We start from the raw sequence: 15,804 nt of genomic DNA, 5'->3' as shown, positions 1-15,804 counted from the left end.
TCGCTTCATTGCTCGCGCCGCTTTCAGCTGCGCCGGAAGGACTCCATGTTCGACTTTTTCCTCGGCCCAATTCCCGGTCTCATCGCTCTCGGTGTGGTCGTCCTGCTCGTCGCGCTGATCTACGCGAAGACCGTTTACAAGAACGCGGGGCCAGACGAAGCGCTCGTCATCACGGGCAAGAAGTCGCGCAAGACAACCGTGGACGGCGCGACCACCGAGCAGTCAGGCCAGCGCATCGTGCACGGCCAGGGTGTCTTCCTCACGCCGTTCTTCCAGAAGGCGCACAAGATCAGCCTGCGCAGCCGCGCGATCGAGATCACCGCCATCGCCCAGGACAAGAACGGCATCACGCTCACCGTTGACGCCGTCGCCATCGTCAAGGTCGGCGACGACCCGGCTGCCATTCGCGCCGCAGCCCAGCGGTTCCTCGGCCAGGACAAGAACATCGACAGCTTTGCCCAGGAAGTACTCTCTGGCTCGCTGCGGTCGTCTATCGGTGCAACGGATGTCATGACGATCATCCAGAAGCGCGACGAACTCGGCGTTTCGGTGCTCGCCACGGCCAGGGAGTCGCTCGCCAACCAGGGCCTGGATGTCGACTCATTCGAGATCAAGGGCATCACCGACGAGAACGACTACATCCGTGACATCGGTCGAGCCGAGCAGGCCAAGGTGCGCCGTCAGGCAGAGGTCGCAGAGCACCTGGCTACCCGTGAGGCTCGCGAAGCGGCCATTGCAGCCGAACAGGCTGTCGCCGAGGCAGAGAACACGCTCGCCCTGCGCAGGGCCGCACTCCAGCTCGACACCGACAAGGCTGCGGCCGAGGCTGCCGCCGCTCGTCCGCTCGCCGAAGCCAAGGCCCAGCAGGCAGTCGTCTCCGAACAGGAGGCCACTGCCCAGCGCCGTGCCCAGCTGCGCAAGGCCGAGCTCGAGTCTGAGGTCAACGCTGTGGCGGATGCCGAGGCGTACCGTGTGCGGGTAACCGCTTCTGCGGCCGCTGAGGCCGCCGTTGCCGCTGCAACCGGTGATCGCGACGCCCGCGTCGCCGCTGCTCAGGCCATCCGCGCAGAAGGTGAAGCACAGGCTGATGCAATCCGCGCCCGCGGTGCTGCAGAGGCCGAGGCAACACGACTCTCGGCACAGGCACTTGCTGAGCAGTCGGATGCCCTCATCCAGCTGCGCCTGATCGAGACCCTGCCGCGAATCGCGCACGAGCTGGCGGCCCCCGTCGGCAACATCGATCAGCTGACCGTGATTTCAACGGATGGCGCCTCGCAGCTGTCCAAGAACGTCGCGTCAGGCTTCTCCGAAGTCGATGCTGTGCTGAACTCAACCATGGGCGTCGGTATCAAGGACCTGCTCGGCGGCATCCTCGGTGGGGTGGCCGCTGGGGCAGCCGGCGGCGCCATCGGCACCAGCGTGAATCAGGCGCACGCCAGAGGCGAGCTGGCAGCCCACGCAGATTCCAGGGTCGGAGCTGACAGTGGCGCCGACGCCAGCGAACCGGTTGGCGCAGCAGCCGAATAATTGCTTAACCAGCATTCGGCCGACACGGAATCCCGTGTCGGCCGAACGTTGTTAAGAGTCCTGTATCAGGAACCGATCGCCTGGTAGGCAGCGAACAGCAGCGAGGCGTCTGGGCCCTCAAGCACTGTCGGCTTGCCGATGTCGTCAAGCACGATGAAGCGCAGCATGCCACTGCGGGTCTTCTTGTCGCGCTGCATGGTGGCCAGCAGAGTCTTCCAGCGGCCGACCGGGTACGTGGTGGGCAACGTCAGCGATTCGAGGATGCTGCGGTGCCTGTCGACGACCTCGACGGGCAGGCGTCCGGTGAGGCTGCCCAGCTCGGCGGCGAACATCATGCCGACAGCGACGGCAGCACCGTGGCGCCAGCCGTACCGCTCAGCGTGCTCGATGGCGTGGCCGAGGGTGTGGCCGTAGTTCAGGATCTCACGGAGGCCGGCTTCCTTGAAGTCAACACCGACGACACGAGCCTTCATCTCGACCGACAACTCGATGAGGCGACGGAACTCGGGCGTCGTCGGGTCTGTCGCGACGTCGACATCCGCTTCGATGATGTCGAGGATCTCAGGAACCTGGATGAATCCGGCCTTTACGATCTCGGCGAAGCCGGCGAGGATCTCGTTGCGGGGCAGGTCGTCGAGGGTGTCGAGATCGCAGATGACGGCGGCCGGCGCATAGAACGTTCCCACCAGGTTCTTGCCCTCTGCCGTGTTGATGCCGTTCTTGCCGCCGACGGCCGCATCGACCATGCCGAGCACGCTCGTCGGCACCTGCACAAGGCGAACGCCACGCAGCCACGTCGCAGCAACGAATCCGGCGAGGTCGGTGACTGCTCCGCCGCCAAAACCGATGACGGCATCCGTTCGGCTGAAATCGGCCTGGCCCATGACCTGCCAGCAGAATGCGGCAACCTCAACGCGCTTGGCCGCTTCGGCGTCAGGCACCTCGGCGATGAGTACCTCGTACGTGTCCATCAGGCTCTCGCGCAGCGCAACGGCGCGGGCACCGAGCGTCGAGGTGTGCACGATCAGCACCTTCTTGACGCCGGTACCGAGCTGCTCGGCGATGCTGTCGGCAAGCAACCCCCTGCCGACGAAGACCGGGTAGCTGTCCTGTCCGCTGACGGTGATGACTGTGGTGTCTGTCTCGGTCACTATTTCCCTCTTACCCAGGCCGCTACTTCGTCGGCGATGGAGTCGATGTCCCGGTTGGACGTGTCGATATGGATTGTCGCCAACTCTTCATAGGTCGGTCGACGTTCTTCGTAGATGCGCAGCCAGTCGGCAAGCCCGTTTTTCAGCAACGGACGCTTGCCGCCGCCGATCCGGGATTTCACCGAGTCGGCATCGACTGACAGGTAGACGACTGCGGCATCGGCCAGTAGCTCTCGGGTTGCCGGGTGCAGCACTCCCCCGCCGCCGATCGAAATGATTGCACCGGCCCCAGCGCCAGCGCCCAGTGCTTCGGCGATCGCTTCAGCCTCAAGTTCTCTGAAGTGCTCTTCGCCTTCAGCTGCAAAAATGTCCGAGATCGCACCATGCCGGTCGACGATCACCATGTCGGTATCGATGAACGGCAGATCGAGCACCGCGGCGACACGGGACCCGATCTTGCTCTTTCCCGCCGCCATCGGTCCGATCAGGACGACAGGCAGCATCTCACTCACCTGACGCCGTCGTCATTCGAAGTCCGGGACGCTCTCGCCACGAGTCTTCAGGTTCTCCGGGATGTGAGCGAGGTAGGACTCCAGGTTGCGACGGGTCTCAGCGACCGAGTCGCCACCGAACTTCTCCAGCACCGAGTTGGCCAGCACGAGTGCGACCATGGCCTCAGCTACCACGCCGGCTGCCGGAACTGCACACACGTCAGAGCGCTGGTGGTGAGCGGAAGCCGCATCACCGGTCGCAACGTCAACGGTACGCAGCGAGTGCGGAATCGTCGCGATCGGCTTCATGCCTGCGCGTACCCGGAGCACGGTGCCCGTGCTCATGCCGCCCTCTGTACCGCCGGCCTTGTCACTCGAGCGAGTGATGCCATCCGCGGACTGGAACAGCTCGTCGTGCGCCTGGGAGCCACGGCGGGTCGTGGTGAGGAAGCCGTCGCCAACCTCGACACCCTTGATCGCCTGAATCCCCATCAGTGCAGCGGAGAGCTGCGAGTCGAGACGGCGGTCCCAGTGCACGTACGAGCCGAGCCCGGGGGGAAGGTTGTATGCCAGAACCTCGACGACGCCACCCAGGGTGTCGCCCTCTTTGTGCGCGGCATCTACCTCTGCGACCATCAGTTCAGAGGTAGCAGGGTCGAAGCAGCGCAGCGGATCAGCGTCGAGCAGGTCGACATCGCTCGGCACAGGCAGCGGAGAGCCTTCTGGCACGCGCACAGGGCCAATCGAGAGCGTGTGGCTGACGAGGGTGATGTCAAGCTCTGCGAGGAACGCACGGGCGAGAGCGCCGAGCGCCACACGGGCGGCGGTCTCGCGGGCGCTTGCGCGCTCAAGAACGGGCCTGGCCTCGTCAAAGTCGTACTTCTGCATACCGACAAGGTCGGCGTGGCCGGGACGCGGGCGCGTCAGCGGGGCACCACGACCTCGCACCAGAGTGCTCGGGTCAACGGGCTCAGGGCTCATTACCTCTGACCACTTGGGCCATTCGGTGTTGCCGATGCGCACGGCGATCGGGCTGCCGAGCGTGAGACCGTGACGAACACCACCGGAGATGTTCAACTCGTCCTGCTCGAACTTCATGCGCGCACCTCGCCCATAGCCGAGTTTACGGCGCGCTAAATCGAGACGGATCGCATCAAGAGTGACCGGGATTCCAGCGGGCAAACCCTCGACAATAGCGATGAGTTCGGGGCCGTGGGACTCTCCGGCGGTGAGCCAACGAAGCATGTTTCTATTCTGGCATGCGCTCAGGCCAGTGCATTGCGCATGGCGGTGAGAACTGCCTCTTCGTCGGGCAACAGGGCGAACGGATCGCCAGAGACGAAGATGCGCACCTGGATGAGCGCCTGGTGCAGCAGCATCCCGAGTCCAGAGTCCGCCTGACCTCCTGCGGCAGTCCACGACTGGGCTAGCGCGCTCGGCCACGGCGAATACGCCACGTCGAACAGCGGCACGCGGCTTCGAACTTCAGCGCTGAAGAGGTCGCCGAGATCGGTACCACCGGGCAACGTGCTGATCACGACATCCGGAGTCACGTCGGGGAATGGTGCGACATCGCTGCTCATTGTGCCGTCGGCACGTGCACCGGATGCCGCTGCGGCCAGCTCAGAGACGCCAACGACGAGGCCGAGGGTACGGCCCAACGCCACGAGCGGAGCAGCCTTCGACGGCGTGCGCAAGAAGACCTCGACCGACTCTGCACCGATCTCAGCGGCAGCGGCCAGTGCAGACGCTGCCGTCGCCCCCGCGCCGAGAATGGCAACATGGGTAGCGGCCGAAACGTCGATTTCGGCCAGTGCCCGTACGATGCCGGTCACATCCGTGTTAAAACCCGACAGCGTGCGCTCACCGTTCATCTCGCCGAGCACCACGGTGTTGGCCGCGTCGGTCAGCTGCGCAACACGTGAGAGATCAGTGACCAGAGGAAGTACTTCTTGCTTGAGCGGCATGGTGAGCGAGAGTCCGCGCCATTCGGGCCCACGGCTGGCGATGAACGCTGCCAGCTCGCCCGATTTCACCTCGACCGCCTCGTACTCCCAGTCGAGGCCGAGAGCTTTGTAGGCGGCCAGATGCAACGCAGGTGACTGCGAGTGCGCTATCGGTGAGCCAAGTACCGCGAGGCGGTTAGCCATACTCTGGGTGTTCATCCATCCAAGCTAACCACTTAGCCACCGCCGCGTCATGCTCTTCGGCAGTCGTCGAGAAAATCGTCTCGCCGGTGTCGAGGTTCCAGGTCACGAAGAACAGCCAGGAACCGTCTGCCGGATGCAGCGCCGCATCGATGGCGAGGTCGCCGGGGTTGGAGATCGGTCCGATTGGCAGACCGGGGTGCACGTAGGTGTTGTAGGCGTTGTTTGCATCTGCGCGCTCGGCATCTGTTGTGGTGACCAGGTGCGTGTTGCCGGTTCCGTACGCGACAGTCGCATCCGACTGCATCAGTCCGCTTGGCCACTGTGCGGGGTCGAGGCGGTTCTTGAAGACGCGGGAGACCTTGTAGAAGTCGTCCTTCAGCCCGGCTTCACGCTGCACCAGCGACGCGAGCACAATCGTATTCCACCGGTCAGCGGGAGCTACTCCGGCCTCGTCGAGGGCCTGGAACTGCCTGTTGACCATCGTCTGCAACGCATCGTGCGGGGTCGTGCCCGGATCAAACGTGTATGTCGCAGGGAACAAGAAGCCTTCAAGCCTGGTCGCCTCTGCGGGAAGACCGTATGAGGCAACGTCCGCGGCAGCAGCCTGCACGTCAGCCAGCGGCACATCGAGTGTCTCTGAGAGCGAGATGAGCACGTCGGCCTCTGCCAGTCCTTCTTGGACAAGCACAGTGTTCTCGAGTTTGTTCGCCGGATCGTTGATGGCCTTCAGCGCGGCGGCTGCACTCATCTCAGTCTTCATCTGGTATGCGCCAGGCTGAAAAACAGGGGCAGGCAGTTGCTTGAGCAACAGGTCGTAGAAGGCGTCGTAACTCGCCACGACGTCAGCGGCTACCAACGTCTCAGCGATGTCGTGACCGTTGTCGCCATCGTGGATGACAATGATCACATCCTCGGATCCTGCGCCCGTGTAGTCGGCAGCCGGCTGGGTCGCAGCGATCAACTGACTGATCGGACCCTGCAGCGTGAGTGCTGCAACGCCGGCAAGCGCGACGAAAACCACGAGCACAATGAGGCATCCCCATGCGCCCTTGCGCTTCTTCTTCTCGCGGGGTGGTTCGGTGGCCAGCTGTGCGCGCCGACTGAAACGGGTGCCGACACCGGGCGTGTCCCCTGGTTCGGTGCGAGGCTCGTTCGTCTCGTGCTGAGTAGAAAGATGCGAGTGGGGACCAGCACGGTGATGGGCCGACCCAGGGTGAGGGTCTGCTGGTGGGTGAATCGCGTGTGGCCCGCTGTCGTTTCGACCAGACGCTCCACCGAGAAAGTCGCTCCAGTTGAATGGATCAGCATCCTGCTGAGCTCCCGGTATGTCCTGCTGAACTGCCGGTGTCGACGGCTCGACGTGAGGATCGGTGACCAGGCCTGCCAGCGTCCCCGCTTGGGGAACGGATGCCGCCGAAACGGGTGGGGTTACGGGCGTCTGCTCCCCCTCCTCCGCCGCGCGTTCCTCAGCTTGCCTAGCGGAGCGGCGAGATCGGCGCGTCGGAGCGGGAGCAGCTGAGCCTGGATCCTGCGACGCTGCGGAATCCTGCTCGGGATCTGGGGGAATTATCGACAACTACAGCGGCCTTTCAGTCGGTTCCACGGGTGAGCCAGGCGGCATTCCCGAGGCACGCTCAGTGTCGAGAGCGTGCTGCAAAATGATAGTCGCAGCAACCTGATCGATAACCGGACGTTGCGTCTTGGCCTTGCGCCCAGACGCTCGAAGCGCCGACTGGGCCGACACCGTCGACAGCCGTTCGTCGACGAGACGAATCGGGATGTCGAGTGCCCGGTCAAGTGCCGCTGCAAACTCCACAGCGTCATTCGTCGATGCAGTATGGGAGCCAGACAACGCAAGCGGCAGGCCGACGACGATCTCGATCGGTTCAAGCTCCAGGCAAATTGCCGCGATGCGGGCGAAGTCGGTGACTCCACCCGCATCCCTGGCCACTGTCTCGACGGGGGTGGCAAGCATCCCGTGTGAGTCGCTTCGAGCAACACCGACACGAGCTTTGCCCACATCAATCCCTAGTCGGACGCCGTGACGCATATGACTAACGCGCCACTGCCGTGCGCACAGCGTCAAGCGCTGATTGAATCGCCGTCACGTCGGTGCCGCCGCCCTGGGCAAGGTCATCCTTGCCGCCGCCGCCGCCACCGAGAACACCGGCCGCCACCTTGGCCAAAGCGCCTGCGCGCTGGCCCTGGTCGCGTGCTGCCTGGTTCGTCGCAACGATCACAACCGGTTTTTCGCCGACTGTTGCGGCAAGCGCGATGACCGCTGGGTCGCTGCCGAGACGCTCACGCGTTGCCGTCACCAGCATCCGGATGTCGTCTGCCGAGTTGAGCGTGCCAAGATCCTGCGTGACGATGCGCACGTCACCGACGCGTTCTGCCGCAGCGACAAGTGCGGGAACCTTGTCGGTCAGCGCACGAGCCTCGAACGCTGCGATCTTCTTCTCAGCGGCCTTGAGGTTCTGCACCAGGTCGTTGATGCGCTCGGGCAGCTGCTCACGCGGCGTCTTGAGGTTCGACGTGAGCTGCGACACGATGGCGCGCTCCGCTGCGAGATCCTTGAAGGCTTCGAGACCGACCAGCGATTCGACGCGACGGTTGGTGGATCCGACCGATGCTTCGCTCACCAGGTTGATCATGCCGATTTCAGCGCTGCTCGACACGTGGGTGCCCGCACACAGCTCGCGCGACCACGGGCCGCCGATGTCGACGACGCGCACACGCTCACCGTACTTCTCACCGAACAACGCCATGGCGCCGAGCGCCTTGGCCTCATCCAGCGGAAGCTCGCGCGTCACGACGGGAAGATTGTCGCGAATGGCGTTATTCGAGATCTCTTCGATCTCGCTGCGGGTGGCAGGCGAAAGCGCCTGGTTCCACGAGAAGTCGAGACGGAAGAAGCCGGCCTTGTTGTACGAGCCAGACTGGTGCGCGTTCGGGCCGAGCACCTGACGAAGGGCAGCGTGCAGGATGTGGGTTCCTGAGTGTGCCTGGCGTGCACCGCGACGCCAGTTCTCGTCGACGATGCTGGTGGCGCTGTCGCCGACGGTCACTTCGCCTGAGCGAACCTGCACCTTGTGGCTGATCAGTCCCTTGACGGGCTTCTGCACGTCAAGCACTTCGAGCTCGTAGCCCGGGCCGACAATGAGGCCAGCATCGGCCTCCTGTCCACCTGATTCGGCGTACAGCGCCGTCTCGGCGAGGATGACCTCAGCGATATCGCCTGCAACGGCGTTCGGTACCGACATCCCGTCGACGATCAGGCCCAGGATGCTCGATTCGGTCTGCAGCTCGTCGTAGCCGGTGAACAGCGTCTCACCGGCAGCGCGGAAGGCGCTGTAGACCGACAGGTCGGCCAGGTGCGTCTTCTTGGCCTTGGCATCCGCCTTGGCCATTGCGCGTTGCTTGGACATCAGCGTGTTGAACGCTTCGCGGTCGACCTTGAGCCCAGCTTCTTCAGCCATCTCGAGGGTGATCTCGATCGGGAAGCCGTAGGTGTCGTGCAGCAGGAAAGCGGTGTCGCCGGCCAGCTCGGTCTTCTTGGCTTCCTTGGTCTTTGCCACAGCGAGGTCGAGCACGCTCGAACCGCTGGCCAGCGTACGCAGGAATGTCTCTTCTTCTGCATAGGCAGCCTGGCTAATGCGACCGTAGTCTGCCTTGACCTCCGGGTACGCAGCGCTCATGGCGTCACGCGATGCGGGGAACAGCTCGGGGAAGGTTGCGTCCTCAACGCCGAGCAGACGCATGGCGCGCACGCTCCGACGCATCAGACGGCGCAGGATGTAACCGCGGCCCTCGTTCGACGGCATCACGCCGTCGCTCATGAGCATCAGCGAGGAACGCACGTGGTCTGCGACGATGCGCATCCGCACGTCGTCGCCGTGGTCTGCACCGTAACGACGGCCGGACAGCTCGGCAGCACGATCGAGTACCGGGCGAACCTGGTCGATCTCGTACATGTTCTCGACGCCCTGCTTGAGGAACGCGACGCGCTCCATGCCCATGCCGGTGTCGATGTTCTTCTTGGGCAGGTCGCCCAGGATCTCGAAATCGTTCTTGCCCGTTCCCTCGCCACGCAGGTACTGCATGAACACGAGGTTCCAGATTTCGACATAGCGGTCGTCGTCGGTAGCGGGGCCGCCGTCGATGCCGTACGACGGTCCGCGGTCGAAGAAGATCTCGGAGCACGGGCCTGCGGGGCCTGGCTGGCCGGTCGACCAGTAGTTGGTGTCCATGCCGAGGCGCTGAATGCGCTTCTCCGGCAAGCCGAGCTTCCGCCAGTGCGCGAATGCGTCGTCGTCGTCTTCGTAGACGGTGACCCAGAGGTCCTTCTCGTCGAAGCCGTAGCCGCCGGCGGACTCCGTGCTGGTGAGGAGCTCCCAGGCGTACTCAATCGCCTGTTCCTTGAAGTAGTCGCCGAACGAGAAGTTTCCGGCCATCTGGAAGAACGTGCCGTGACGAGGCGTCTTCCCGACCTCTTCGATGTCGTTCGTGCGAATGCACTTCTGCACGCTAGTTGCACGCGGGTACGGTGCAGGAACCAGTCCGGTGAGGTACGGCACGAACGGCACCATGCCTGCAACTGTGAAGAGAAGTGTGGGGTCGTCGCTTACCAGGGAAGCGGACGGGACGACGGTGTGTCCACGATCGGCGAAGAAATCGAGCCAGCGCCCGCGAATGTCAGCAGTCTGCATGTGTTCCGTAGTTCAGAGTGGGATGAAAGAGTTGATAGTACTCAGTGGATAGTGCTAGTTGGTGCTTGTGGGGGCCGATGCGTCGTCGGAATCGCCACCCAGTGCGGCACGCAATTCTGCCTCGCGCTGCCGGTAACCGTCGGAAAGGGCTTCACCGAATTCGCGGGCTTTGGTATCGAGTTCGGAGAAGAATGCTTTGCCCTGCTGCGTCTTGTTGACCTCGTGCGCGACAACGAAACCGGCACCGAGGCCCACAACAAACCAGATGAAGTTCTTCATGACAATGCTCCCTGAAGTGAGTTGGTATGAAATCAAGAGTAGTGGTTGTGTCTATGAACGGCGGCGTGGCGCCGGTTTTCCTGCCTGAAATACGGCACGAACGCCGGCGGAGAAACCCGCAAGCTTGATCAGCGGTCCACCGACTGTCGCAGCGAAAAGAGCCACAAGAGCTGAGACGTTTCCGGTGACCTCGGCGACGTTGCTCGTGATGGTGTCGACCCTGGCCAGCTGCCTGTTGGTTTCCTTGATCGTGGTGGTGCTCTCTTCGAGCAGCGGGGCGATACCCTCGCTCATCTCGTGGATCGCCGTTGTCGTCTCATCGAAAACGCGGCCCAGTTTGATCAGCGGAATCGCGAGGAATGCGACAAGCACAGCAAACACAGCGGCCGCGATCAGTCCGGCGATATCTCCAGCTGACATAGGCAACACCTTTCATTCCAGTTTCGGAATGCATCGCAATCAGCCATGCACCACACAAAGCAAAGGGCGGACCATCCGATGGATGATCCGCCCTTTAGCGTAGTTCAGAAACTCAAGCTAATGAATTACTTAGCGTGCTGCGTAGTACTCAACGACGAGCTGGACTTCACAGGTCACGGGGACCTCTGCGCGCTTCGGGCGACGCACGAGGCGTGCCTGCAGCTTGTCGAGCTCAACCTCGAGGTACGGCGGCAGCTTGGGGAGGACATCAACGTGTCCGCCGGCTGCGGAGACCTGGAAGATCTCCATGCTCTCGCTCTTGGCCTTGACGTGGATGGTCTGACCCGGCTTCACGCGGAAGGACGGACGGTCGACAAGCTGGCCGTCAACGAGGATGTGACGGTGCACGACCATCTGACGAGCCTGTGCGGTGGTGCGGGCGAAGCCTGCACGCAGCACGAGAGCGTCGAGACGCATTTCGAGCAGCTCGACCAGGTTTTCACCGGTCAGGCCCTGGGTCTTGCGAGCTTCCTGGAAGGCAATCTTCAGCTGGGCTTCGCGGATGCCGTACTGGGCACGCAAACGCTGCTTCTCGCGCAGACGAACTGCGTAGTCGGAGTCAGCCTTGCGCTTGGTGCGGCCGTGCTCGCCCGGAGCGTACGGACGCTTCTCGAGGTACTTGGCTGCCTTCGGCGTCAGGGCGATGCCCAGTGCGCGCGAGAGGCGGGTCTTGCTACGGGTACGTGACTTGGTAGACACGGTGTCCTTTCGATGGATCTCAAACAGGGAATCCCTGGCAACCGATGATGAACAGAGCGATGCCGGGGGAAAGTCAGAGGGGTGTTGCCGCGGGCCGCTCGGCTACAGAGCGAATCCCAACTTTCTGGTCTCGGTCACAGCCGCGCGCCAAAACCAGTAGTAGGCAGCGACCAGACTAACACATTCGACTGGGCCAGCCGGCTATTGGCCACGCACAATCTTGCGGATCTTTGCGAGCCTCGCCGAGACATCCCGCTCATTGCCATGCTCAGTCGGTTCGTAGTAGCGCACGTTCTTCAATTCGTTCGGCGGATACTGTTGCGTAAGCACGCCCAGGGCATCGTCGTGCGGATATCTGTAGCCCTTGCCATGACCGAGTCGCTTCGCTCCGCCATAGTGCGCATCGCGAAGGTGCTTGGGCACGCGCCCCGCCTTGCCGGCCTTGACGTCAGCGATTGCAGCGTTGATTGCCATATATGCGGCGTTGGACTTGGGAGCGGTCGCCAGATGCACAACAGCCTGGGCCAGCGGGATACGGCCTTCTGGCATGCCGATCAACTGAACCGCATCTGCCGCCGCAACCGCGATCACCAGAGACTGTGGATCGGCCATACCGATGTCTTCAGATGCCAGCACGATGATGCGCCTGGCGATGAATCGGGCATCTTCGCCTGCTTCGATCATCCGGGCCAGGTAGTGCAACGAAGCATCGACGTCTGAGCCGCGTACCGATTTAATGAATGCACTGATCACGTCGTAGTGCTCGTCACCGTTGCGGTCGTATCGCAGCAACGCGCGGTCGACAGCCAACGCGACGATCTCGGTCGTGATGACGGGCTTGGCGATGCCGTCAGACTCAGACTCTGTGTCCGCATCAGACTCAGCGTCCGCATCAGGCTCAGTGTCCGCATCAGACTCGGTGTCCGCATCAGACTCGGGGGCAAACCCCGACGCCGCAAACCCCGACGCCGCAGACACCGAAGCCGCTTCAAGTGCCGTGAGGGCCCTGCGCGCGTCGCCGGAAGCCAGTCGGATGATCGTGGCGCGTGCTTCTAGCTCAAGCACGAAGCGGCCGGCGAGTCCGCGCGGATCTTCGACTGCACGATCGATGACAACACCGAGGTCGTCGTCGCTCAGTGTTTCGAGTGTCAGGAGAAGTGACCGCGACAGCAGCGGAGAGATAACAGAGAACGAGGGGTTCTCTGTCGTCGCGGCGACCAGGATGACAACACCGTTCTCTACACCGGGAAGCAGGGCATCTTGTTGCGCCTTGGTGAAGCGATGAATCTCGTCGAGGAACAGCACAGTGGACAGCCCGTAGAGGTCGCGGCTCGTGCGCGCCTCTTCCATCACGAGCCGCACATCCTTCACACCGGCATTGACTGCCGAGAGTTCAACAAAGCGTCGACCGGAGCTATGAGCGATCGCCTGGGCCAGAGTGGTCTTGCCCGTGCCAGGCGGACCCCAGAGGATGACGGAGACAGAGCCACGCTCCCCCGTTTTGTCTGACGCAAGGCTGACCAGGGGTGAACCGGGGGTCAACAGGTGACGCTGCCCGGCGACCTCGTCCAGGCTTTTGGGGCGCATGCGCACTGCGAGGGGCGTTGCGCCGCCGCGCAGGCCTAGTTGAGCATCCGACATACAACCAGCGTAGTTTGTGCCGCTGACATTGCCCGACGAGTGCCCGCGCGGCTATTTGGCCACCGTCACGCTTGTTGCGTAGAGTTCATCGTGGCCGAAGACATGCGCAAGCTGTACGGCCTCTTTTTGTCTTATCAGCCGATGGTCTCCCCATCGACGCTGGCGTCCGGGAGGATCGACGTGGCACCTAGTAGTAAGCAAGACCGTGAGGCACGCGAGACCCGAGCACGCGTTCGCGGCTACCAGGCCAGGCGCGCAGTGAACGAGCACCAGCAGAAGCGTCGGGCCAGAGACAACGTGATTGCGGCATCCGCTCTCGTTGTCGTCTTGGTCCTGGCCGTTGGCGCCCAGCTCCTCTTCTTCAACGGCGGTCCAGGCACTCCCGATGCTGAGGCAAGCGCAACTCCGACGCCCACGTCGAGCGCCACTCCGGAATCGGGCGCCAACACGGGTGACGTGCCATCGGCAGACCTCGCGGAGAACCGCGTCTGGACAGGGGAGATGACCCTCAACTCGGTTCCCCTCGGCATCGAGCTCGACGGCGCAACGGCACCGCAGGCTGTGTCATCGACGATCAGCCTCATCCAGAGCGGCTTCTACCAGGATGTCTCGTGCCACCGTCTGACCAACGGCGGTTTCTTCGTTCTCCAGTGTGGCGACCCGTCAGGCAACGGCAGCGGCGGCCCCGGCTACAACTACGGGCCCATTGAAAATGCGCCGGCAGACGGGGTCTACCCGGCTGGAACGATCGCCATGGCGCGCCAGGGTGGGAATGCGTACACAAACGGCAGCCAATTCTTCATCGTGTACGACGACACAACTATTCCCGCTGATGCAGCGGGCGGCTACAGTGTGATCGGCAAAGTGACCAGCGGGCTCGACGAGCTCAAGGCGCAGATCACTGATGCGGGCGTCGCAGACGGCTCCACCGATGGAACCCCTGCAGTTCCGACGACGATCACATCCGTCACAATTCAGTAGTATCCGTTTCCACGGCATCAGTTTCCACAGCGGCATTGCAATAGGCTGGTGCCGTTATTCCAACGTTCGTGAGAACGCAACTACATCAGCAAGGTGAGGCTCTTGACTACGACAGATCAGCAACCATGGGGTCGCGTAGACGAAACCGGCACGGTTTACGTGCGCGAGGCATCCGGAGAACGTGCCGTCGGCCAGTACCCAGACGGAACGCCAGAAGAAGCCCTTGCGTACTTCGAGCGCAAGTACGTCGAACTCAACGGACAGGTGACCCTGCTCGAGCAGCGCGCCCGTGGCGGCGCCCCGGCAGCCGACATCGCCAAGGCCGTCGCACACCTGCAGGAGACTGTCGCCACCGCAAACGCGGTCGGCAACCTTGCAGCACTCGTTGAGCGTCTCGGCGCACTCGGTGGCACCGTAACCGAGCTCACCGAGCAGCAGAGCGCCGAAGCAAAGGCCGCGTCTGCCGCAGCCCTGGCCGAGCGCACCGAGATCGTTGAGCAGGCCGAGCGCCTCGCCGCCGAAGACCCCGCAAAGACCCAGTGGAAGCAGGCCAGCGCCGCTCTCGACGAACTCTTCGCCAAGTGGCAGGCACACCAGCACGACGCGCCGCGCATTCCGAAGAACGAGGCGAACGAGCTGTGGAAGCGATTCCGCGCAGCCCGCACCACGATCGAGCAGAACCGCAAGGCGTTCTTCGCCGACCTCGACAGCGCACACCGCGACGTTCGCAACCGCAAGCAGCAGCTCATCAGCCAGGCTGAAGCGCTCGCTCCTCGTGGCGCAGACGGCATCCCGGCCTACCGCGAACTTCTCGAAGAGTGGAAGCTCGCCGGTCGCTCTGGCAAGAAGCAGGACGACGCCATGTGGGCGAAGTTCAAGGCTGCCGGAGACGTGCTGTTCGCCGCGAAGTCCGAAGTCGACGCCATCGAGAACGAAGAGTTCGCTGGCAACCTCGAAGAGAAGCTCGCGCTGCTCACCGAGGCCGAGCTCATCCTGGATGAGACCGACCGCAACAAGGCACGCACCGCACTGACCTCGGTGCAGCGTCGCTGGGATGCCATCGGCAAGGTCCCGCGCGACCAGGTCAAGGTCATCGAAGAGCGCCTGCGCAAGGTCGAAGCAGCTGTACGTAAGCTCGACGACGATCACTGGAAGCGCAACAACCCCGAGACCAAGGCTCGCGCCGAAGGACTCGCCGGCCAGCTGCACGATGCCATCGCCAAGCTGGAGGCCGAACTGGCCGAGGCTGAGGCAGGCAAGGACCCCAAGGCCATCGCAGCGGCCAAGGAAGCCCTTGAGACCAAGCAGTCCTGGCTGAAGGCCATCGGACAATAACGCTCGTCCACTGCATATACGAAGCCCCGCTGGTTATACACAGCGGGGCTTCGTCGTGCGCCGTCCACAGATGACGGCATCGTGCCGACGAGCATGCGGATGAGGCTCACTGTGGGCCGATGACGACTCGCCTGGCTCCTGTGCTTTCAACCGATGACCTCCCGCTCGCTGAGCTCTGCAGCGCACGAATGGATGGCGAGCTCTTCGCTCTCGGCGACGTGTGGTGTCCGATCGACCAACCCGACGGTGCTCGTGAACGCGCGCTGGCCGCGGCAACGATGGTGCCGGCCAGGGCGATAGCCGAGCGACTCACTGCAGCCTGGATCTTCGACGCTGCTCCGGAGCCTCATCGGCATAATTT

Annotated in this window: 14 protein-coding genes; 3 read left to right on the top strand and 11 right to left on the bottom strand. The window is 63.2% G+C overall.

The genetic code is table 11. The annotated features are described in order from the left end of the window. Window positions 1-45 precede the first annotated feature (45 nt). Window positions 46-1,527: an SPFH domain-containing protein gene (locus ACMT3I_RS05035; RefSeq protein WP_414803332.1), complete on the top strand. Its 1,482-nt coding sequence runs from the start codon at window positions 46-48 to the stop codon at window positions 1,525-1,527. Window positions 1,528-1,592: 65 nt separating this feature from the next. On the opposite strand, the gene aroB is transcribed toward ACMT3I_RS05035, so the two are convergent. The 11 genes from aroB to ACMT3I_RS04980 all read right to left on the bottom strand — a co-directional run bounded on the left by aroB (window position 1,593) and on the right by ACMT3I_RS04980 (window position 13,127). Continuing rightward, window positions 1,593-2,678, bottom strand: coding sequence for a 3-dehydroquinate synthase (gene aroB, locus ACMT3I_RS05030; protein ID WP_414803331.1), 1,086 nt, complete (start codon window positions 2,676-2,678; stop codon window positions 1,593-1,595). Next, window positions 2,678-3,181, bottom strand: a complete 504-nt coding sequence (locus ACMT3I_RS05025; RefSeq protein WP_414803330.1) for a shikimate kinase — start codon at window positions 3,179-3,181, stop codon at window positions 2,678-2,680. Before ACMT3I_RS05025 ends, aroB begins: the two co-directional genes overlap by 1 nt. A 21-nt stretch (window positions 3,182-3,202) precedes the next feature. Further along, window positions 3,203-4,414, bottom strand: a complete 1,212-nt coding sequence (gene aroC / locus ACMT3I_RS05020) for a chorismate synthase (RefSeq protein ID WP_414803329.1) — start codon at window positions 4,412-4,414, stop codon at window positions 3,203-3,205. 20 nt (window positions 4,415-4,434) lie between these two features. Next, window positions 4,435-5,334: a shikimate dehydrogenase family protein gene (locus ACMT3I_RS05015; RefSeq protein ID WP_414803328.1), complete on the bottom strand. Its 900-nt coding sequence runs from the start codon at window positions 5,332-5,334 to the stop codon at window positions 4,435-4,437. Then, on the bottom strand, window positions 5,312-6,895 hold the full coding sequence (mltG, locus tag ACMT3I_RS05010) for an endolytic transglycosylase MltG (protein WP_414803327.1): 1,584 nt from the start codon (window positions 6,893-6,895) through the stop codon (window positions 5,312-5,314). The genes ACMT3I_RS05015 and mltG overlap by 23 nt, the downstream gene beginning before the upstream one ends. After that, window positions 6,896-7,369, bottom strand: a complete 474-nt coding sequence (gene ruvX / locus ACMT3I_RS05005) for a Holliday junction resolvase RuvX (RefSeq protein ID WP_414803326.1) — start codon at window positions 7,367-7,369, stop codon at window positions 6,896-6,898. A 4-nt stretch (window positions 7,370-7,373) separates the two neighbouring features. After that, complete coding sequence (gene alaS, locus ACMT3I_RS05000; protein WP_414803325.1) at window positions 7,374-10,028, bottom strand: alanine--tRNA ligase; 2,655 nt, start codon at window positions 10,026-10,028, stop codon at window positions 7,374-7,376. Window positions 10,029-10,082: 54 nt separating this feature from the next. Beyond that, window positions 10,083-10,307 (bottom strand): hypothetical protein, encoded by a 225-nt coding sequence (locus ACMT3I_RS04995; protein WP_414803324.1) that lies wholly within the window; start codon window positions 10,305-10,307, stop codon window positions 10,083-10,085. Between the two features lie 51 nt (window positions 10,308-10,358). After that, the gene (locus ACMT3I_RS04990; protein ID WP_414803323.1) at window positions 10,359-10,727 is read right to left on the bottom strand and encodes a DUF948 domain-containing protein; all 369 of its coding nucleotides are present in this window, start codon (window positions 10,725-10,727) and stop codon (window positions 10,359-10,361) included. Between the two features lie 129 nt (window positions 10,728-10,856). Beyond that, window positions 10,857-11,486, bottom strand: a complete 630-nt coding sequence (gene rpsD / locus ACMT3I_RS04985) for a 30S ribosomal protein S4 (protein ID WP_414803322.1) — start codon at window positions 11,484-11,486, stop codon at window positions 10,857-10,859. Between the two features lie 201 nt (window positions 11,487-11,687). Continuing rightward, window positions 11,688-13,127 (bottom strand): AAA family ATPase, encoded by a 1,440-nt coding sequence (locus tag ACMT3I_RS04980; protein ID WP_414803321.1) that lies wholly within the window; start codon window positions 13,125-13,127, stop codon window positions 11,688-11,690. A gap of 90 nt (window positions 13,128-13,217) precedes the next feature. Between ACMT3I_RS04980 and ACMT3I_RS04975 the strand changes: the two genes are divergently transcribed. Together ACMT3I_RS04975 and ACMT3I_RS04970 are read left to right on the top strand one after the other, a co-directional pair. Next, window positions 13,218-14,108, top strand: coding sequence for a peptidylprolyl isomerase (locus tag ACMT3I_RS04975; protein WP_414803320.1), 891 nt, complete (start codon window positions 13,218-13,220; stop codon window positions 14,106-14,108). Window positions 14,109-14,210: 102 nt separating this feature from the next. Next, complete coding sequence (locus ACMT3I_RS04970; protein ID WP_414803319.1) at window positions 14,211-15,443, top strand: DUF349 domain-containing protein; 1,233 nt, start codon at window positions 14,211-14,213, stop codon at window positions 15,441-15,443. Window positions 15,444-15,804 lie beyond the last annotated feature (361 nt).

This window comes from Leifsonia sp. A12D58 (genome assembly GCF_047530025.1).
In the GTDB taxonomy this organism is placed as follows: Bacteria; Actinomycetota; Actinomycetes; order Actinomycetales; family Microbacteriaceae; genus Cryobacterium.
This window is presented reverse-complemented; position numbering and strand designations above follow the sequence as displayed.

Excerpts from the sequence above, each read along its gene's own strand:
- ACMT3I_RS05035 (WP_414803332.1), top strand. The coding sequence starts at position 46 with ATGTTCGACTTTTTCCTCGGCCCAATTCCCGGTCTCATCGCTCTCGGT.
- ACMT3I_RS05025 (WP_414803330.1), bottom strand. The coding sequence starts at position 3,181 with ATGCTGCCTGTCGTCCTGATCGGACCGATGGCGGCGGGAAAGAGCAAG.
- aroC (WP_414803329.1), bottom strand. The coding sequence starts at position 4,414 with ATGCTTCGTTGGCTCACCGCCGGAGAGTCCCACGGCCCCGAACTCATC.
- ACMT3I_RS05015 (WP_414803328.1), bottom strand. The coding sequence starts at position 5,334 with ATGAACACCCAGAGTATGGCTAACCGCCTCGCGGTACTTGGCTCACCG.
- ruvX (WP_414803326.1), bottom strand. The coding sequence starts at position 7,369 with ATGCGTCACGGCGTCCGACTAGGGATTGATGTGGGCAAAGCTCGTGTC.
- alaS (WP_414803325.1), bottom strand. The coding sequence starts at position 10,028 with ATGCAGACTGCTGACATTCGCGGGCGCTGGCTCGATTTCTTCGCCGAT.
- ACMT3I_RS04995 (WP_414803324.1), bottom strand. The coding sequence starts at position 10,307 with ATGAAGAACTTCATCTGGTTTGTTGTGGGCCTCGGTGCCGGTTTCGTT.
- ACMT3I_RS04990 (WP_414803323.1), bottom strand. The coding sequence starts at position 10,727 with ATGTCAGCTGGAGATATCGCCGGACTGATCGCGGCCGCTGTGTTTGCT.
- ACMT3I_RS04980 (WP_414803321.1), bottom strand. The coding sequence starts at position 13,127 with ATGTCGGATGCTCAACTAGGCCTGCGCGGCGGCGCAACGCCCCTCGCA.